At 58.5% G+C, this 19,748-nt stretch carries 19 protein-coding genes and 1 riboswitch; of the genes, 6 read left to right on the top strand and 13 right to left on the bottom strand.

What is annotated here, in order from left to right:
- Positions 1-43 precede the first annotated feature (43 nt).
- Positions 44-661 carry a TetR/AcrR family transcriptional regulator gene (locus ACR0JX_RS11875; RefSeq protein WP_170534794.1) on the top strand — a complete coding sequence of 206 codons (618 nt, stop codon included), beginning with the start codon at positions 44-46 and terminating at the stop codon, positions 659-661.
- Between the two features lie 14 nt (positions 662-675).
- Here ACR0JX_RS11875 and ACR0JX_RS11880 read toward each other — a convergent pair whose 3' ends face one another.
- Entirely contained in the window at positions 676-1,377 is a 702-nt protein-coding gene (locus ACR0JX_RS11880) for a GntR family transcriptional regulator (protein WP_480544006.1), read from the bottom strand.
- An 81-nt stretch (positions 1,378-1,458) separates the two neighbouring features.
- Entirely contained in the window at positions 1,459-2,823 is a 1,365-nt protein-coding gene (locus ACR0JX_RS11885; RefSeq protein ID WP_480544007.1) for a formimidoylglutamate deiminase, read from the bottom strand.
- Between the two features lie 79 nt (positions 2,824-2,902).
- On the opposite strand from ACR0JX_RS11885, the gene hutI reads away from it, so the two are divergent.
- Genes hutI through hutU form a run of 4 tightly spaced genes read left to right on the top strand, consistent with a single transcriptional unit; the run spans position 2,903 to position 8,116 of the window.
- Positions 2,903-4,111 (top strand): imidazolonepropionase, encoded by a 1,209-nt coding sequence (gene hutI, locus ACR0JX_RS11890; protein ID WP_480544008.1) that lies wholly within the window; start codon positions 2,903-2,905, stop codon positions 4,109-4,111.
- On the top strand, positions 4,108-5,646 hold the full coding sequence (gene hutH / locus ACR0JX_RS11895; protein WP_480544009.1) for a histidine ammonia-lyase: 1,539 nt from the start codon (positions 4,108-4,110) through the stop codon (positions 5,644-5,646). Before hutI ends, hutH begins: the two co-directional genes overlap by 4 nt.
- Positions 5,643-6,437, top strand: coding sequence for an N-formylglutamate deformylase (hutG, locus tag ACR0JX_RS11900; protein WP_480544010.1), 795 nt, complete (start codon positions 5,643-5,645; stop codon positions 6,435-6,437). The genes hutH and hutG overlap by 4 nt, the downstream gene beginning before the upstream one ends.
- Entirely contained in the window at positions 6,434-8,116 is a 1,683-nt protein-coding gene (gene hutU, locus ACR0JX_RS11905) for a urocanate hydratase (RefSeq protein WP_480544011.1), read from the top strand. Before hutG ends, hutU begins: the two co-directional genes overlap by 4 nt.
- Positions 8,117-8,160: 44 nt before the next feature.
- Here the strand turns inward: hutU and ACR0JX_RS11910 are convergent, their stop codons facing one another.
- The 5 genes from ACR0JX_RS11910 to ACR0JX_RS11930 form a co-directional block, all read right to left on the bottom strand.
- Entirely contained in the window at positions 8,161-9,168 is a 1,008-nt protein-coding gene (locus ACR0JX_RS11910; RefSeq protein ID WP_480544125.1) for an endonuclease/exonuclease/phosphatase family protein, read from the bottom strand.
- Positions 9,168-10,214 (bottom strand): ABC transporter ATP-binding protein, encoded by a 1,047-nt coding sequence (locus ACR0JX_RS11915; protein WP_480544012.1) that lies wholly within the window; start codon positions 10,212-10,214, stop codon positions 9,168-9,170. Before ACR0JX_RS11915 ends, ACR0JX_RS11910 begins: the two co-directional genes overlap by 1 nt.
- A gap of 11 nt (positions 10,215-10,225) precedes the next feature.
- On the bottom strand, positions 10,226-11,119 hold the full coding sequence (locus tag ACR0JX_RS11920) for an ABC transporter permease subunit (RefSeq protein ID WP_480544013.1): 894 nt from the start codon (positions 11,117-11,119) through the stop codon (positions 10,226-10,228).
- Between the two features lie 11 nt (positions 11,120-11,130).
- On the bottom strand, positions 11,131-12,012 hold the full coding sequence (locus ACR0JX_RS11925) for an ABC transporter permease subunit (protein WP_170534813.1): 882 nt from the start codon (positions 12,010-12,012) through the stop codon (positions 11,131-11,133).
- A gap of 72 nt (positions 12,013-12,084) precedes the next feature.
- Entirely contained in the window at positions 12,085-13,389 is a 1,305-nt protein-coding gene (locus ACR0JX_RS11930) for an extracellular solute-binding protein (RefSeq protein ID WP_480544014.1), read from the bottom strand.
- Between the two features lie 225 nt (positions 13,390-13,614).
- Between ACR0JX_RS11930 and ACR0JX_RS11935 the strand changes: the two genes are divergently transcribed.
- A complete protein-coding gene (locus ACR0JX_RS11935) occupies positions 13,615-14,634 on the top strand; it encodes a LacI family DNA-binding transcriptional regulator (RefSeq protein WP_480544015.1) in 1,020 nt (339 codons plus the stop codon).
- 1 nt (position 14,635) lies between these two features.
- Here ACR0JX_RS11935 and ACR0JX_RS11940 read toward each other — a convergent pair whose 3' ends face one another.
- From ACR0JX_RS11940 to ACR0JX_RS11965, 6 genes are all read right to left on the bottom strand, one after another.
- Positions 14,636-15,646: a FecCD family ABC transporter permease gene (locus tag ACR0JX_RS11940; protein ID WP_480544016.1), complete on the bottom strand. Its 1,011-nt coding sequence runs from the start codon at positions 15,644-15,646 to the stop codon at positions 14,636-14,638.
- Position 15,647: 1 nt separating this feature from the next.
- A complete protein-coding gene (locus tag ACR0JX_RS11945) occupies positions 15,648-16,601 on the bottom strand; it encodes an ABC transporter substrate-binding protein (RefSeq protein WP_480544017.1) in 954 nt (317 codons plus the stop codon).
- Between the two features lie 12 nt (positions 16,602-16,613).
- Positions 16,614-17,390 (bottom strand): ABC transporter ATP-binding protein, encoded by a 777-nt coding sequence (locus ACR0JX_RS11950; protein ID WP_480544018.1) that lies wholly within the window; start codon positions 17,388-17,390, stop codon positions 16,614-16,616.
- Entirely contained in the window at positions 17,387-17,743 is a 357-nt protein-coding gene (locus ACR0JX_RS11955; RefSeq protein ID WP_480544019.1) for a DUF1636 family protein, read from the bottom strand. Before ACR0JX_RS11955 ends, ACR0JX_RS11950 begins: the two co-directional genes overlap by 4 nt.
- A 98-nt stretch (positions 17,744-17,841) precedes the next feature.
- A riboswitch (cobalamin riboswitch) is annotated at positions 17,842-18,058 on the bottom strand.
- 58 nt (positions 18,059-18,116) lie between these two features.
- On the bottom strand, positions 18,117-18,782 hold the full coding sequence (locus ACR0JX_RS11960; RefSeq protein ID WP_480544020.1) for a D-lyxose/D-mannose family sugar isomerase: 666 nt from the start codon (positions 18,780-18,782) through the stop codon (positions 18,117-18,119).
- 19 nt (positions 18,783-18,801) lie between these two features.
- Positions 18,802-19,728: a carbohydrate kinase family protein gene (locus ACR0JX_RS11965; protein WP_480544126.1), complete on the bottom strand. Its 927-nt coding sequence runs from the start codon at positions 19,726-19,728 to the stop codon at positions 18,802-18,804.
- Positions 19,729-19,748 lie beyond the last annotated feature (20 nt).

Consider the following 19,748-nt stretch of genomic DNA (forward strand, 5'->3'; position numbering starts at 1 on the left):
CGAACGGTTTATAAACTCGGAGCACCTCAGACTAGGAGACGACATGACCCAGACCGCTACGATCCTGCGCACAGGCCGAAAATTTGAACAGGTTCTGAGCGGGGCCCGAGAGGTTTTTATGGCGGATGGGTTTGAAGGGGCCAGTGTGGATGATATCGCTCGGGCGGCGGGCGTATCAAAGGCAACGCTGTACAGCTATTTTCCCGATAAGCGCCTGCTGTTTGTCGAAGTGGCGCAGACCGAGTGCAGCCGGATGGCAGAGCGCGTTATCGCCATGGTCGATGAGACCAAACCCGTACGTGAGGTTCTGACGATTGCGGCAACTCAGTTGGTCAGCTTTTTTGTTTCCGATTTCAACCAACAGGTCTTCCGGGTCTGCGTTGCTGAACGTGATCGTTTCCCTGAATTGGGCCGGGCGTTTTATGAGGCCGGGCCACAAAACGGGCAACGCAGGATGGCCGAGTATCTGGATAAGGCCGTGGCCAAGGGCGAGCTGGCGATCGAGGATATTCAGATTGCCGCAGAACAGTTTGCTGAACTATGTAAGGTACGCTTGTGGCTGCGTGCCGCTTTCGGGATCCAGAAAGAGTTCAGTCAGGACGAGATTGATGAGGTTGCATTGCACGCGGTCGATATGTTCCTTGCGCGCTACGGAGCCTGAAAGCTAAACCGGCGTCAATATTTTGTCCGCATCTGATAGCCCTGATGAAATGTCATCCTGACAAAGGTCACGGGTTTGTTCTGAAACCAAGTGGTGCGTTCCAACTGAAACAGAGGCGTTCCGGGCGGCACTGACAGAAACTCCTGTAGCTGGCCCGTGGCAGGTACCGCAGAGAATGCGATTTCTGCATTTGAGAACGGAATTTCGGATAAAAGCCATTCGTTCGGGCCGACAGTCAGAAAATCCTGATCGACCACATGGGGCACCGTATCCGTGTTGATCCAGCGTTCTTCGAACTGAAAAGGGCGGTTGTCCGCGTGATGCATGCAGTTCAGATGCAACACCTGTGCCCCCTCTTGCAGCCCCAGCTTGGCCTGCAGCCAGGGTGGGCAGTTGATCATATTGCGACTGACCAGAGCATAGCGGTATTCCGCATTCATATCCTCGATGGTCTGGCGTACCACGGTGATCGGCAGTTTTGCCTGTTTGACTGGGGTGGTCACAACACGGGTACCACCTTTGCGCCGACGCGTGATGATGCCCTCATTGGCCAGTTCGCGCAGGGCACGGTTGACAGTGGCGCGGGCACAGCCAAACTCGGCCGCGAGTTCCAGTTCGGTTGGTAACAGACTGCCCTGTGGCCAGATGCGTGTTTGAATGCGGTTCAGCACCTCATCCCGAATATCCTGAAATCCCATGTTCTTTTGTGCGCTCACAGCTTGTTCGGTCCTTAGTGATATTCATAAGTAATTTATGTCTGTGTATTTGCATAGGCAGAGAATTTGGCCGTCAATTGCCTAAAGCGCAGCCAAAAGGGTGCGCATCGCGTTGCGGTAGTTCGCGATGATCCTGTCACGTTGAACATGCCACCCGCTTTGAACCTGATGTCGACCTGCGGACCACAGGTCAGTGACAACATGATCTTTGGCGGCAAATACCAAACCATCCAACAGTTGATCAGGCCGCAGCGCGCAAAGCGACGGATGCTGGCTGTCAATGGCGACCAGATCAGCCAGATTACCCGGTGCGATCTGCCCTGCATCACGGGCAAGCGCTTGCGCCCCGCCTAAAGCGGCTTTGGAATACAGCGACTGCCCGACCGATCCTTCGCCCGTCACCAACACATTGCGTGACAGATCGCGCAAGCGTTGCGAGTACTCCAGTGTCCTTAATTCCTCGGTCAATGAGATCAGCACATTCGAATCCGAGCCAACGCCAAATGCACCATCCGCTGCCAGAAAGCGTGGGCCATTGAAAGGCCCGTCGCCCAAATTGGCCTCTGTCACCGGGCACAGCCCGGCCACAGCGCCGGACCGGGCCATGGCCTGTGTTTCGGCATCGGTCATATGGGTGGCGTGGATCAAGCACCAGTTGGCATCAACCGGAGCATTGGCCAGCAACCATTCGACCGGGCGGGCGCCTAGCCCGGCCTGTACTTCGGCCACTTCTTTGGGCTGTTCTGCTATATGAATATGGATTGGGCCCTGGCCCTGCGCCTGCAGGACTTCTGCCAGATCGCGCGGGCTGGTGGCGCGCAAAGAGTGTGGGGCGATGCCAACCCGGCAATCACCGGGCAGGTTCGTGGCCGCCGCGTGCGCCTGATCGACCAGTGTGCAGAACCGATTAACATCATTGCCAAACCGTTTCTGGCCTTGCTCCAAAGGGTGCCCTCCGACGCCTGCATAGGTATAGAGCACGGGCAGATGAGTCAGGCCGATGCCTGTTTCTTCGGCGGCAGCCATGATGCGGTCGCTTAGCTCAGCCAGGTGATCATAGGGTTGGCCATCCGGCTGATGATGCAAGTAGTGGAATTCGCCGACTGCCGCATAACCGGCCTCTTGCATCTCCAGATAGACAAGTGCTGCGATCGCCTGAACCTGATCCGGGTTCAAATGTGCAGTAAAGCGATACATCAGATCGCGCCACGTCCAGAAGCTGTCGCGCCCTGCGAGCCGGTATTCGGTCATCCCGGCCATGGCGCGTTGAAACGCATGGCTGTGCAGGTTGGAAAGCGCAGGCAGCAGAGTGTCGACACACGAGTCGCCAGCTTGCGGCGTGGTGTCCTGCGTTAGCGTTCTGATCCTTCCATCCTTGATCTGCACCCTCAGATTTCGGACCCAGCCCGAACCCAGCAAGGCGTTCTGTGCGAAAACGGCAGTCATGAGACTCTCCTAAATATGGATAGACAATAAACATAAATGCATATACTGGAAAAGAGAGAAATTGTGATGTGAGAGTCCCATGCAGCCCCAGGATCATCTTTTGATTGATTTGCGTGCCGCGACGATGTCAGGCGCGGATGCCTATGGGTTGATTGACGATGCCGCGATTGCCGTTCAGGCGGGAAAAATCGCTTGGGTTGGTCCGCGAGCGGATGTGCCAGATGCCTATGCGGCACTGCCTCAGCGCGCGCTCGAAGGTCGATTGGTAACCCCTGCGCTGATCGATTGTCACACTCATGTGGTGCATGGCGGCCATCGCGCGGTTGAGTTTGAGATGCGCCTGAACGGGGCCAGCTATGAAGAGGTTGCGCGCGCGGGTGGCGGTATCATTTCGACCGTGACTGCAACCCGTACCGCCAGCGTTGCCGATCTAATCGCGCAGGCCTTGCCGCGCGTGGACGCCATGATGGGCGAAGGTGTGGCGGTAATCGAGGTTAAATCAGGCTATGGGCTGGATCGAGACACCGAACTGAACATGCTGCGCGCCGCCCGTGCATTGCCGCAGCATCGTCCAGTGAGGGTTGTGACCAGTTTTCTGGGTGCACATGCTGTGCCAGCAGAGTATAACGGACGCCCCGACGCCTATATTGCCGAGGTCTGTATCCCGACGCTGCGTGCGGCCCAAGCCGAAGGGCTGGTGGATGCGGTGGATGCGTTCTGTGAGGGCATTGCCTTTCAACCTTACCAGCTGGTGCCTTTATTCGATGCGGCGCAGGAGCTTGGCCTGCCGATCAAACTCCATGCCGAGCAGTTGTCCAATCTAGGCGGGGCTAAGCTGGCAGCCTCAAATGGTGCTCTGTCGGCGGATCACATTGAATATCTGGACGAAGACGGGGCGCTCGCCATGGCCCAGGCGGGCACCGTCGGTGTGATCCTGCCCGGCGCCTTCTACACCCTGCGCGAGACGCAGGCCCCACCCATCGACTTGCTGCGCAAACACAATGTGCTGATGGCCCTGGCAACGGATTGCAATCCTGGCTCGGCTCCGATGACCTCGTTGCTGTTGACCATGAATATGGGTTGCACCCTGTTCCGCATGACACCCGAAGAGGCATTGCGGGGTGTAACCACCCATGCCGCCCGTGCCTTGGGGCTAAAGGACTGCGGCCAGATTGCCCCCGGCTTGCGCGCAGATCTGGCCGTTTGGGATGTGGCCCACCCGGCCGAGCTGGCCTATCGCATCGGATTTAACCCGCTTCATGCCCGCATCATCGGAGGTGCAGTTTGACCACCCTGACACTCACGCCCGGCGCTGTTTCACTGGCGCAGCTGGAACAGGTCTATCGCGAAGAATGCGCTGTCAGGCTGGACCCGGCGTGCCGGCCTGATATCAAAGCCGCCCATGCCCGCATTGCCGATGCGGCGGCGGGTGAGGCGGCGGTTTACGGGGTCAATACCGGCTTTGGCAAACTGGCCAGCGTCAAGATCGCGGCCGAGGACACGGCGACCCTCCAGCGCAACCTGATCCTGTCGCATTGCTGTGGCGTTGGGCCTGCCATCCCGCGGGCGCATGCGCGGTTGATGATGGCACTGAAACTGCTCAGTCTTGGGCGCGGCGCATCTGGCGTGCGGCTGGAGCTGATCGATCTGCTGGAGGCGATGCTGGACAAAGGCGTGACCCCGGTGATTCCCGCGCAGGGGTCGGTCGGTGCTTCGGGCGATCTCGCCCCGTTGTCGCATATGGCGGCGGTCATGATGGGTGCGGGTGAGGCAGAGTTTGACGGTCAGGTCATGGCGGGCGGTCCGGCATTGGTGGCTGCCGGTCTGACGCCGGTGGAACTGGGCCCGAAAGAAGGTCTGGCGCTGATCAATGGCACCCAGTTTTCGACCGCGTTTGCACTGGCGGGTTTGTTTGGAGCATGGCAGGCGGCGCAAAGCGCGTTGGTCACGTCGGCGCTCACCACCGATGGCATCATGGGCTCGACGGCGCCTTTGCAGCCCGAGATTCATACTCTGCGCGGCCATCGCGGCCAGATCGAAGCAGGGGCAACCATGCGCGCACTATTGGCTGGATCGGTGATCCGCGAAAGCCACCGCGAGGGCGATACGCGCGTTCAGGACCCGTATTGCATTCGCTGTCAACCACAGGTCGTCGGCGCGGCGATGGATGTGCTGCGTCAGGCCTCTGTGACGCTTGAGATTGAGGCGAATGCAGCCACCGATAACCCTCTGGTCCTGTCCGAGGCTGGTCTGATCGTTTCAGGTGGTAACTTCCATGCGGAACCGGTGGGTTTTGCTGCTGACATGATCGCGCTGGCCGTGGCCGAGATCGGGGCGATTGCCCAACGCCGTATCGCGCTGATCGTCGATCCGGTACTCAGCTTTGATCTGCCGCCCTTCCTGACACCCAATCCGGGTCTGAACTCGGGCCTGATGATCGCCGAGGTCACCACGGCGGCCCTGATGAGTGAAAACAAACATCTGGCCAACCCCTGTGTGACGGATAGCACACCGACCTCGGCCAATCAGGAGGACCATGTCAGCATGGCGGCCCATGGCGCGCGGCGCCTGGGGCAGATGGTGACCAATCTGGAACGTATTCTGGGTGTCGAATTGTTATGCGCCACGCAAGGGGTCGAGTTCCGCGCGCCTTTGCCCACCAGCCAGACCTTGCAGGGCGTGATGGCGCGGCTGCGCGCCTTAGTGCCGCCGCTTGGTGAGGACCGCTATACCGCGCCCGATATCGAGGTAGCCTATAGACTGATTGCCAGTGGTGAGATTGCACACAACACAGGCGTCGATATGCCGGAACTGGGCGCATGATTGATCCAGTTGCGGTCACTCAAGGCGACAGCCCCATCGTGCTGGGCCTGCCTCATACTGGCACTTATGTGCCGCCTCAGATCGAAGCCAAGCTGAACAACCAGGGCAGGGGGCTGGCAGACACCGACTGGCATATTGACCGGCTCTATTATGGGCTGATCCCCGATGCCACGATCGTGCGTGCCACATTCCATCGCTATGTGATCGATGCCAATCGCGATCCGGCGGGCGTGTCGCTCTATCCCGGTCAGAATACCACAACGCTGGTGCCGCTTACGGATTTTGACGGCCACGGCATCTGGGATCAGCCGCCGTCCGAGCCTGAAATCGCCGAACGCAGGGCGATGTTCCACGCGCCGTATCACGCCGCCCTTGAGGCTGAGCTGGCGCGGGTCAAGGCGATCCACGGGGTGGCGGTATTGTATGACTGCCATTCGATCCGCAGCCACATCCCGTTCCTGTTCCACGGCACTCTGCCAGACATGAATCTCGGCACAAATGGCGGCGTCACATGCGCGCCGCAGATTGAGGCCATTGCCCATGAATTTGCCGCCTCGTCCCCCTATGGCACCGTCCTGAACGAACGTTTCAAAGGCGGGTGGACCACCCGGCATTATGGCCGCCCTGCCGAGGGGCTGCACGCCATCCAGATGGAACTGGCCCAGTCCACTTATCTGCGCGCCGAAACGGCACCATGGAGCTATGACACCCAAAAAGCCGACCGTCTGCGACGTTGGCTCAAAGACCTACTCGACGCTATCCACGACACTGCATTGGAGCTTGCCCGATGACCGACCCTCGCAAAAACACCCGTGATATCTATCCGCCCACCGGGTCTGAGCTGAACGCCAAAAGCTGGATGACCGAGGCGCCCCTGCGGATGATGATGAACAACCTGCACCCGGATGTGGCCGAGAACCCACATGAGCTGGTGGTCTACGGTGGCATTGGCCGCGCGGCACGGACGTGGAAGGATTTTGACACCATCGTCGCCAGTCTCAAGGATCTTGAGGAAGATGAGACGCTGGTGGTGCAATCCGGCAAACCGGTGGCCATTGTGCGGACGCATACGGATGCGCCTCGGGTGCTGATCGCCAATTCAAACCTCGTGCCGCATTGGGCCAACTGGGATCATTTCAACGAGCTCGATAAGAAGGGTTTGATGATGTACGGCCAGATGACCGCTGGCTCGTGGATTTACATTGGCACGCAGGGCATCGTTCAGGGCACCTATGAGACCTTTGCCGAGGCCGGGCGTCAGCATTATGACGGCGACCTGACCGGCAAGTGGATTCTAACGGGGGGTCTGGGCGGCATGGGGGGCGCGCAGCCGCTGGCCGCTGTATTCGCCGGTGCCTGCTGTCTGGCGGTCGAGTGCAACCCGGACAGCATCGATTTCCGCCTGCGCACCAAATACCTGGACGAAAAGGCCGAAACGCTGGACGAGGCGCTTGAGATGATCGACCGCTGGACCAAGGCGGGAGAAGCCAAGTCGGTCGGACTGCTGGGCAATGCCGCCGAGATTTTTCCCGAAATTTACGCGCGAATGCAGGCCGGTGGCATGCGGCCCGACATCGTCACCGATCAGACCAGCGCGCATGACCCGGTCAACGGTTATCTGCCCATCGGCTGGACCATGGCGCAGTGGAAGGAAAAGCGCGAAAGCGACCCCAAGGCGGTGGAAAAAGCTTCGCGCGCATCGATGAAACAGCATGTGGCCGCGATGGTCGATTTCTGGAACGCAGGCGTTCCGACTTTGGATTATGGCAACAACATCCGGCAGGTGGCGCAGGATGAGGGGCTGGAGAACGCCTTTGCCTTCCCCGGCTTTGTCCCCGCCTATATCCGCCCGCTATTTTGCCGTGGCATCGGCCCGTTCCGCTGGTGCGCGCTGTCGGGCGACCCGGAAGATATCTACAAAACCGATGCCAAGATGAAAGAGCTGTTCCCAGAGAACACCCATCTGCACAATTGGCTCGACATGGCGCAGGAGCGGATCGCCTTCCAGGGCCTGCCAGCGCGTATCTGCTGGATCGGATTGGGTGATCGTCACAAGGCCGGATTGGCCTTCAATGAAATGGTTCGGAACGGCGAGTTAAAAGCACCCGTGGTGATTGGTCGGGACCATTTGGACAGTGGCTCAGTCGCCTCGCCCAACCGCGAGACTGAGGCGATGAAAGATGGCTCGGACGCAGTGTCGGATTGGCCGTTGCTGAACGCACTGGTCAATACGGCCTCGGGCGCGACCTGGGTCAGCCTGCACCATGGCGGAGGGGTCGGTATGGGCTTTAGCCAGCATGCGGGCGTAGTGATCTGTGCTGACGGCACCGACGCAGCAGCAAAACGTCTTAAGCGGGTGCTGTGGAATGACCCGGCATCCGGCGTGTGGCGCCATGCGGATGCGGGGTATGACATCGCCAAGGAGTGCGCCCGCGAACATGGGCTGCGTTTGCCGGGTATTCTGGATTGATCACATGCAAGAGAGCCGGGCTGAGCCAGACCCGGCTCAAGTGATCAGACCGACGACAGCGCCGCGCGGCACCAGACGCAATCGTGGTCGGAAAGCGGTGTTCCCTCATCCGAGATCGAGGTCAAAAGCCCCTTCTCTTCACATCGCAGATCGCGACCTGCCAGCCAATCCAGCTTCATCACACGCTGAGGATGTGGGGTGATCAGGCTGGGGCGCGTGGTCGTTCCGTCGATTGTGAAACCCCAATTATAACCGCGTGTTTCGGCCAAACCAAAAAGACTCTCGTTCTGCCAGTTAAAATCCGGCGGCAGGTGGTTACCGGTGTTCAAATCCCCACCGATCAGAACCGGCAGTCCCGGCGCGAAGCTGTCGATAGCACCTAGCAAGACATCGAACTGCGTGTGGCGATGCGCTGCGTCGGCGTTGCTTTCCAGATGGGTGGAAACGACGCAAACGGGGCCACTTTCCGTTGGCAAAACAGCAGCAATGGCCATTCGGCCACCAACGCGCGGCTGGTCGGGATCTGCGGCACCTTCGTCGCAGGAAAACCAGTGGCCATGATCGTCCAGCCGGATCAGGGCGGTGCGTTCAAATGGCACCGAAGACAGGATCGCGTTGCCGTGCCATCCCAGCGTGTTGAAGTCGTCTTTGCAGAAATGGCGCTCGGTCGGGCCACCCAGATCGAGCTCGTGAAACTCGACCCCAAAGGCGTAGACCATTTCAAGGGCATCTGCCATCACCTCGGTTGTATGTCTTTGCGAGGTGCGTGCCATGCCGTGATCGACCTCGGACAGCAGAACAACATCGGGGCTGATCTGACCAAGATGCGCGGCGGTTGCCTCGGGGAACAGGCAGCGTTCCACATTCCATGCGGCCACGGTGAACTGCGCGGGCAAAGTGGAGGCCTGCGCCCGCCCACCAAGCTGCAGGGCATTCATCGCTGGAATATCGCGCAACAACTCTCGATGTGCAGCGGCGGTTCGCGGGGCGGACAATATGCCTATCCGCTGATCCGGTGTCACAGCGGGAAGCACATCCAAAACGTCTGTGATCAAATGACTTTTCCTGTTTCCACATCAAACAGACGCAACGCGTCAGGTTTCAGGGTGATCTGGGTCTCGCCTGTTTGGGCCGCGTGATCTTTGCTGACCAGAACGGTGAAGGGCTGGCCACCAAGCTGACCGTGCAGCAACCGATGCGCGCCCAGTTCTTCAAGGATATCCACCTGAAACGGCACGAAACCCTGACCATCCAGTTCGATATCTTCGGGTCGGATGCCGAGTGTCACCGGCCCGTTGGCCGAAGCGGGAGCGGTCATGATCCCGTCATAGCCGTTGATCCGCACCTGGCCTTGATCGACCTGTGCCTCAATCAAATTCATCGGCGGCGCACCCATGAACGAGGCGACAAAGGTCGAGGCCGGGTTGTGATAGATCTCCGAAGGCGTGCCGATCTGTTCGATCTGGCCAGCGTTCAGCACGATGATGCGGTCTGCCATGGTCATGGCTTCGACCTGATCGTGGGTTACGTAGACGGCCGTCGTGCCAAGGCGGCGTTGCAAGGCCTTGATTTCGATCCGCATCTGGTTGCGCAGCTTGGCGTCGAGGTTGGACAGCGGTTCGTCAAACAGGAACAACGCCGGATCACGCACAACCGCGCGGCCCATGGCGACGCGCTGACGCTGGCCGCCCGACAATTGCGCCGGTTTACGGTCCAGATATTCGGTCAGGTTCAGCATCTTGGCGGCGTCTTCGACCTTGGCTGCGATCTCGGACGCGGGTGTGCCGCGGTTTTTCAACCCGTAGCCAATATTCTTGCGGACAGTCATATGCGGATACAAAGCGTAGTTCTGGAACACCATCGCGATGTCCCGGTCTGCCGGGTCCACGTTGTTGACCACCCGGTCACCGATTTTTAGCGTCCCTTCGGTGATATCCTCCAGCCCCGCGATCATGCGCAACAAAGTGGATTTGCCGCATCCCGAAGGGCCGACCAGCACGACGAACTCGCCATCCTGAATGGTGAAACTGGTGGTCTCAACCGCTTTGAAGCCGTTGGGATAGACCTTGCGGATGCCCTCCAATGAGACCTGAGCCATGCGCGTATTCCTTATTTATCGGATTCTGTGAGGCCCTTGACGAACCAATTCTGGAAGAAGATGACGATCGCCACCGGCGGGATCATCGCAACGATAGCCAGGGCAAGCGCCTGTCCATGCTCGGGGATCTGACTGTCGGTATAGGTCAGCACGATCTGTTTGATCCCACGGACCAGTGTGAAGAAGCTTTCATCTGTGGTGATCAGCGTTGGCCACAGATACTGGTTCCAGCCAAAGACAAACATGATAATGAAGATCGCCGCGATCATCGTCCGGCTGAGCGGAACGAGGATGTCGACAAAGAACTTCCACGGACCTGCACCATCGATCCGCGCAGCCTCGGCCAATTCCTCGGGGACGGACATAAAGAACTGTCGGAAGAAGAATGTACCGGTGGCCGACGCGATCAGGGGAACGATCAGGCCGGTGTAGGTGTTGGTCAGGCCCAGCTTCTGGATCGCCTCATAGGAAGGCAGAATGCGGACTTCGAGCGGCAGCAACAGGGTGGTGAAGATAACCCAGAAGGCCAGCGTTGCAAAGCGCAGGCGGAAATAGACGATGGCATAGGCGGCCATCATCGAGATGATGATCTTGCCGACGGCAAAGCCGATCCCCAGGATGAACGAATTCATCAGCATCAATGTGCCGTCAACGGTTTGGGTAAATCCGCCTTTCTCGAACATGGCGGCGTGGAAGTTCTTGCCCAGATCGTCGCCTAGGCCCACCTGAATGCCCTGTCGGTGGATGGTCACGGCATCATGGCTGGCTGTGGTCAGCGCCAGCAAGGGTGGCAGGATCATCAGCAATGATCCCAGGATCAGCACAAAGTGATCGCCGATGGTTTCCCAGCGGATTTTGCGGGGGCGGCGGGCGGTTTCGGTCGTTTCAAGGGTGGTATCAGCCATGGTTCGCCCCCTCAGGTATAGTGGATCCGGCGTTCAACGAGCCGGAACTGAAAGACGGTCAGGATTAGAACCAGACCCATAAGAATGACGGATTGCGCAGAAGAGCCGCCCAGGTCGTTGCCTCGGAACCCGTCCAGATAGACCTTGTAAACCAGAGTCATCGGATTGTTTCCCGGCTCACCCTTCATCAGCGCGTCAATCACGCCGAACGTGTCGAACAGCGCATAGGTGATATTGATGATCAGCAGGAAGAACGCGGTGGGGGCGAGCAAAGGGAAGGTGACCTGCCAGAACCGCCCAGTGGCCGAGCGGTTGTCGATCATTGCCGCCTCGCGCACCGAGCGCGGGATCGATTGCAGGCCGGACAGGAAGAAGATGAAATTGACAGGGATTTGCTTCCAGACCGATACGATGATCATCGCGGTTGCGGTGGCGTTGTAGTCTACGCCCAGTTTGAAATCCCAGCCAAACATCTGGAAGAACTTGGTCATTGGACCGGTGCTTTGGTCAAAGAACAGGATGCCCAGAAATCCGGCAACCGGAGGCGCGATGGCGTAGACCCACATCAGCAACGTTCGATAGGTCTTGGCGCCGCGCAGAACCTTATCGGCCTTGACCGCCAGCAGCAGCGCGATGGCCAGTGAGAAGAAAGTAACCAGAACCGAGAAGACAATCGTAAACCAAGCAATGCGTTTATACTGATCATTGCCAATCAACGACGTATAGTTGTCGGCCCCGACAAAGGTTGACCCAAATCCGAAAGGGTCTTGCAGAAAGAAGGACGATTGCAGCGCCCATCCCGCAGGCCAGTAAAAGAAGATGGCGATGATCATCAACTGTGGCAGCAGCAAAGCCACAGGAAGCCAGATATTATCAAAACCCGCGCGTTTCATAGGTCGTCCAGTTGTAGAAATGGGGGATGGCCGCGCCCGAAGGCGCGACCATCCTGGGGGTGATCCCAGGGATTAACCCTGAGTCTTTGCAAAGCGGGCCAGCAATTCGTTGGCTTCTGCTTCGATGTTCTGGAACGCGGTTTCCACGTCGGTTTCACCGGTCAGGATACGGCCATATTCGCGGTTCATGATGTCGCGGATCTGGACGTAGAAGCCCATGCGGTAGCCTTTGGTGTTGTCACCGGCTTTCGCCTGCAGCTGGTTCACGCCAACTTCAGCTGCCGGGAAGCGGTCATAGTGGCCATCTTTCTTGGCAACGTCATAAGCAGCTTCGGTGATCGGAACGTAGCCAGTCTCCTGATGCCAGAAATACTGGGTATCGGGCGCGGTCAGGAAGCGGAAGAACTCGGCCGTGGCTTTGTTTTCTTCGTCCGATTTTCCAGCCATCGCGAACAGAGCAGCACCGCCGATGAAGGTTTGTGTCGGCTCAGGCGTCACGGCTTCCCAATAAGGCAGCTCGGTTGCGCTGAACTCAAAACCCAAATCTTTCTGCAGAAGTCCACCAAACGAGCCCGAAGACCCCAGCCACATGGCAACTTTGCCTTCTTCGAAAGGCTTGGCGTTGTCGCCCCAGCCGGTGCCGTACCATTCAAACAACCCGTCTTCTTTCCAGTCGCTCACGGCCTGGAAATGAGCCTTAATGGCGTCGTTGTTGACCAGAATCTCGGTGTCCATGCCGTCATAGCCGTTGTTGTTGGTCGCAAACGGCAGGTTGTGACGCGACATGAAGTTTTCGGTGAATATCCAAGGCAGGTGCGACTGGCTGAGCGGGATATAGCCCGCTTCTTTCAACGCCGGAGCGGTGGTGGACTGGAACTCTTCCCATGTCTTCGGGGGCGTAACGCCAGCGGCTTCCAGCGCGTCGACGTTGTAATACAGGATCGGCGTCGACGAGTTGAAGGGCATCCCGATCATCTTGCCGTCGCTGTCAGCATAGAAGTAACGCACACCGGCGATGTAGTCGTTGATGTCGAACTCAACACCATTGTCAGCCAGAAGGTCCTGAACCGGAACGGTCGCGCCTTTTGCCGCGATCACGGTCGCGGCCCCGGCATCAAAGACCTGCATTATGTTCGGTTGCTCACCAGCGCGGAAGGCCGCGATACCAGCAGTAAGCGTCTCTTCGTAGCTGCCTTTGTAGATCGGAGTAATTGTGTACTCGTCTTGCGACGCGTTGAACTTTTCGGCGACCTTGTTGACGGTTTCCCCCAATTGCCCGCCATGGGCGTGCCACCAGGTAATTTCTGTTTCTGCAAAAGCCGTAGTCGCGGTAAACGCGAGGGCAGCAGCCGTTGCGCAAAACTTCAGTTTGGTCATGTTTTCCTCCGGTTCGGTGTCGGCCCCTTGCAGCTAAGAGACCGTTGGCACCTTGTGCCAGTTTATTGTGCAGGCTCCCCTGCGGCGTGTGTCGCGCGCAGCCTCCGTCCTGCATTGTATAGGCACGTCTGGATTCTGCACACGTGCCCACATAATGTTAACGTATGACAGTTCAGTGAAAGATTTCTAGCAATATTGACAAATTCTACCAAATCGAAGGACAGGATGAGCGTGGCTCAGGATCATGACAAACCTGCCGATAGGCGCCGCCGGGTGACCGCGCAAGCCGTTGCAGATGCGGCTGGCGTGTCGCGTTCAGCGGTATCACGCGCTTTTACGCCAGGTGCGTATCTTGATGAAAGCAAAAGAAGAATCATCGAGAAAGTAGCCCATCACATGGGCTATCAACCAAATGCATTGGCTGCCGGGCTGAAGGACGGGCGCTCGCATCTGGTGGCCGTCTTTGTCGGTAATATGCGCAGCACATATGATTCCGAATTCGTGAGCGCTTTGGTCGGGAAACTGAACGCTTTGAACAAATGGCCGATTCTCATCGATGGCGGGGATCAGCGTGCAGAAGACGCGATTGAGCAGGTTCTGCGCTATCCATTGGACGCTTTGATCCTGCGTGGTGGTAGCATGCCGCGCGCATTGGTCACGCGGTGCACCAAGTTCGGTGTGCCGATGATTTCCACAGGCCGAATCGTCCAGGCACCGGGTGTCGACAATGTCTGTTGCCGCAATGCCGACGGTACGGGGCTTGCGGCCCAGGTGCTGGTCGACAAGGGGCGCACACGGTTTGGGTATCTAGGCGGCGCACCGAGTTTCTCGTCATCGGCTGAGCGCAGATTGGGTGTAATCGGTGTTTTGGACAAAGCGGGGTTAAACTTGATTGCCGAAGCCACAGGCGATTTCACTGTTGAGACAGGGCACGAGATTGCGTTGAAACTGTTGGCCGAGCATAAGCTGGACGCGTTGGTTTGTGCCAACGACGCCAGTGCGATCGGCGCGCTGACCGCCGCGCGAGAGTTGGGTTTGGACGTTCCGAGTGATCTTTCACTGATCGGGTTTGACGATATCGAAATGGCCAGATGGCCAAATTTCGATCTCAGTACCGTCAACAACCCGATTGATGATGCGGTTGATCAAGTTATTGCGTTGCTTGAACGCAGGCTGGCAGAGCCGGGCAAGCAAAGCGAAACCATTATGATCGATCCGTTTTTCGTCCCGCGTGGAACGCATTAGGTCAAACGTTTCGCGCCGATTTGAACAGGTACAGGAATACGAAAAGCGACCCGATCGATGTGGTCACGATGCCGACTGGTAACTCCTGAGGGGCCAGCAACAGTCGGGACACAATGTCAGAGGCGGTCAGCAGGATGGCCCCCACAATGGCCGAGGTGATCAACAGGTTGCGATGGAGCGTTCCCGCTATTCCACGCGCGATATGAGGGACCATCAGACCGACAAAACCGATGACACCCGCGACTGACACGAAGCTTGCCGTGGCGAGGGCTGCAACAAAGAACATACGAAAGCGCAGGCCCTGCACCGGGATACCCAACGTGGCGGCGGTGAAATCTCCGGTCAGAAGGGCGTCAAGCCAGCGGCTGCGATAGAGTGCATAGCCCAGGATCAGGGCCAGCCCGATCAAGACCAGTGGAAACGTCTCCCACCGGGCAAGGCCCAGTCCGCCCAGCATCCAGAAGATCACCGAATGGGCGGCGCGGTTGTCTCCGGAAAAGATCAGATAGTTGGTGATGGCGGAGAACAGGAAAGACACGGCAAGCCCCGCCAGGATCAGTTTTTCCGGTGCACTTGTGCGCAACCCCTGGACCAAGGCCAGCACGATGCCTGATGCGATCAGGCCGCCGCAAAACGCAGCCAGCGGTAGGGTCCATATGCCCAGCACATCGCCGGTGACCGTGATGACCAGAACAGCGCCCGCAGCCGCGCCCGACGAGAGACCGAATAGAAACGGATCTGCCAAGTCGTTGCGCGTGGTGGTTTGCAGAACCACCCCAACGACACCAAGCCCTGCACCGATGACAGCGGCGAACAGCGCACGCGGCAGGCGCAGATCAAACACGATCCGATGCAGCGGTGACATCTCGCCTTCTGACAGACCTGTGCCCAGGCCGATGGCAGCAATGACATCCGACACTGGGATCGGGGTTGTACCGTAGACTGTCGACAGCAGCAAAAGGGCGGTCAAAACGACCGCCCCCAGCACAACTATCCGGCCCGTATGGACCATATCAGTTGGTCGCCGTCGGGTGCATCGCATCCGCCATCTTCTGGATCGCATCGATGTTCGCCGGTCCGGGCGTCAGCTCTTCGTAGTGCAGGCCGATCCAACGTTCGTTCTTTACCGCATCGGTTTGGGACATCACTGGATGCTCTTGCAGAAACTTGAACGTGTCCTCTGCCCCGTTGCCGGTCTGATAGTCAAGCAGCACTAGAAATTCCGGGTTCGATGCAGCAACCGCTTCCCACGAGGTGCGGCCCCAGCTGGTATCCATGTCATGGGTGACGTTTTCGCCGCCAGCCGCTGCGATCATCGCATCGGGGATGGCGAATTTGCCAGCGGTAAAGGGCGCATCTGCCGGGCCGTCCAGTAAGAATACACGGGGTTTGGCCAGATCGGCGGTCTTGGCTTCGATGGCAGACAGCTGTTCTTTCCAGCCTGCTACCAGTTCCTCGGCCTTTTCCTCGACATGCATGACCTGACCCAGACGCAGCACATCGTTGAACAGCAGGTCCATGCTGGCCTCAGGGCGGTCCTTGTCTAGATGCACGCAGCTTTCGGTCAGGATCATTGTCTTGATGCCGAACGGGGCCAGAGTGTCCGGGGTCACGTCGCCGCCGGGCTTCATGCCATAATACCAGCCCGCGAAGAACAGATCGGGCTCGGCCGCAACCAGGTTTTCGACGGTTGGGTATTTCGGCGCCAGTTCCGGGATGTCACCGCGCAGCTTATCGAAATCAGGGCTGGTCTTATACCAACCTGTGATACCGGTCAGGCCAACGATGTGTTCTTGCAGGCCCAGCGCAAAGGCCATGTCTGTCATGTTCATGTCATGCACAACCAGCCGTTCCGGCTTGGCGTCGAACACCAGCGGTTCGCCGCAATTGTCCACGGTTACTTCATGGGCCGCCGCGCCGCTGGCCAAGCCGGTGATCATCAAAGCTGACCAAATTTTCTGTTTCATCAATGTCTCCTGTTAAGATGAAAGCGTTCGTTTTCGGATATCCAGCGCCGGGATCACGCGCCCTTCGTGCTGGAAGCACAGGTAGTCAACACCAAACGTGTCGCGCACATGATCCGGCGTTAGTATCTGGTCGACTGGCCCAAAGCCCGTCATGCGTGTGGATTTCATCAGCGCGACATGGCTGGCGAATTCCGGGATCATGACAAGGTCATGCACGATCATCACCACCGTCACGCCCAGCTCGGCCACCAGCGACAGCATGTGCCCCTTGGCATCAGGGTCCAGATGATTGGTGGGCTCGTCCAGAAACAAAAGCGAGGGGTTCTGCGCCAATGCACGCGCGATATGAGCGCGTTGGCGTTCGCCGCCCGAGAGCCGCTGCATCGGCTTATCCGCCAGATGGGTTAGCTCGGTCGTGCGCAGAACGCGCGCAAGGTCCATCTTGTGGTCTTCTGTCGAGCGGTCGCTTTGAATGGGAATCTGACCCAGCGCAACGTAGTCGCGCAGCTTTAGGCGGCCATCGGGCAGTTCCTGCTGACCAACAACCGCAATGGTCCTGGCGCGTTCCTGCGCAGACAGGCTGCGCAGGCTTTGACCGTTGATCCGTACGTCCCCCAGCGCCAGACGTTCGACCCCACAGAGCAGGTTCAGCAGCGTTGTTTTACCGGCACCGTTCGGACCGGCGATGGCAAGTATGGCACCTTCTTCCAAAGAGAACGAGACGTCTTGCAGCAACACATCGCCATTCAGGGCGTAGTATTCCAGATTCTCTGCGACCAGAAAGCTCATGCCTTACCCGCCTTTGGAAGACGGGGCAGACGCGCCAGTGTTTTGAATAGCAAGGCGGGGGGGCGATCCGTTGCGCTGGTCCAGCCGCTCTCGCTGTCGCGGTACTGATGGGCGAAGGCGGCGATTGCATTCAGATCGGCGGTACTTTGAATATCGCCAAACAGGTATTGCGCCTTGCCTTCGGCTTGCAGACCGATGGCCATGGGACGTTCGCATCCTGCCATGCATGGGATCAGTCGCGTAGCGAACCCGTCGGGTAGCAACGCGTCCAGCAGACTTTGGGCGGCGCTGGCCTCGATCTCACCCTGACAGGTCGAGCAGATCAGCACAAAATGATCAGCCGCGCGATGCATGGCCATCCTCAACGCGCAGAATGCCCGTGTCGAAAGTGCCAGTCCCGATAGGACGCATATGTGCCATCAATCCTCCTTCCAGGACGCCCCGTCCCGGGTTGGTTTCACAGGTGATGGCAGGTCTCCTGACTTGCGGGTCGTTGCTTGGCCAACCTTCCCGGCCTGTTCGGGCCAGTGGTGATTTGGCGTCGCTCTCCGCTTACAGTTGCGGGGGCAGTTACGGACTTGGCCTGTTCCGATATTCCGGGGGCCGCACCGTATTCCCATTTTCATCCCGCACCCAAAGCTGCGGGAACCATCACAGGTCAGCTATTCTGGACAAGACACGCTTGTCAAGCAATCGCTGAGAGGCTCGGGTCAATCTCGGGGTAGATCAGTAATCCGCAACCAGCAGGAACTCGGCCTCGGTATCTTCTTCGATCGTGGCAAAGCGGGGGATGGGTTGTTCGAACACGTTATCGGTGCGGTCGTCGTTTACGGTTGAGACCTCGCCGATCAGGCAATCCCCGCGCTCGGCCCAGAAGGCGTGCCAGATTCCGGGCATAAGGGTTACACTTTCGCCGGGTTTCAGGCGCAGCAATTCGCCCGGAGTGATGGTGATATCGCATCCGTCGCTGGGCACCACAACCGGTGTGTCGCGGTCTACGCTGCCATCGGGGTTCGAGGCATAGATCTCCATCACCAGATCGCCGCCGCCCCGGTTGATGATATCCTCGGCTTTGACGATATGACGATGCATCGGCGACAGCTGCTTGTCGCGCGAGATCAGCAGTTTTTCTGCATAAAGCATCCCACGACCCTGGCTCAGATCGTTCTCATCCCCATTGCGCAGGGTGAACAGGAACAGGCCAAGCTCATCAAATTTGCCTTGCCCGTAGTCGGTGATGTCCCATCCCAGTCCCCGGGCGCGGATCGTGTCGGCCTTGGCGCTGCGCATCTGATCCGGAGACCAGTCGGCAAAGGGGGGCAGGATGAAACCGAAAGACTGGATAAAGGCCTGTGCATCGGTCTTGATGTGGTTGATGTCGGAACGTTTCATGTGACTTCCCTTTTTGGGACTAGAGCTCGTGCGCCCAGGGCGGGTTGGCCCCGGCACGCGATACGGTGACTGCTGCAACATCTGAACCCAACGCTAAAGCTGCACGCAGGCTTTCTTTTGTCAGATCGCGCAGCCCGGCTTTGGTCAGATATCCGGAACGGTGAAGTTCCGCCAGCACGCCAGCGTTGAACGTATCGCCCGCCCCCACCGTATCGACAACCTGAACCGCTTTAACCGGTATCGTGGTTTCCGAGCCATCGCGTAGATAACCCGAAGCCCCCTGGCTCCCACGTGTAACAATCACAACCGCGGGACCGGCTTGCAGCAACAAAGGCACTTTCTCGGCATGGGTTTCGGGCCCCGGAATGATCCAGTCCAGATCTTCATCCGAGACTTTGAGGATATCGGTCTGCGCAATCATGGCATTCAAACGGGTGCGGTATCTGGTCTGATCCTGGATAAACCCCGGTCGGATGTTGGGGTCCAACATCACCGCTCGATCCGTCCCGTGATGGCTTAGCAAGGCAGCATAAGCATCGGCGCAGGGTTCGCAGGCAAGACTGATACCGCCTAGATACAGGGTCGAGATGGCGGGCAGTTGGTCGGGCATATCCTCGGGCTGAAGCATGCGCCCGGCAGTGTTCTCGTCAACGAAGTTGTACGATGCATGACCATCGACCAGTTTCACAAACGCCAAAGTGGTTGGGCGGTCGCTGGTGATCACATGGGAGGTATCCACATGGCTCGCTTTCAGCGTATCCGCCAATTGTTCACCAAACATATCGGACGACAGGCCGGTCAACATGCCAACAGGCGCGCCCAATCTCCCCAACGCGATCGCCGTGTTGAAAATTGCACCTCCAGAATGGGGTACATACCCTTGGGCACCCGAGACTGTAGGCTCGGTGATCATATCGATCAGCGCTTCTCCGCAGCACAGGATCATCCCGCGTTCCTTCATTGAGA

The sequence above is a fragment of the Ruegeria sp. AH7 genome (assembly GCF_056541325.1).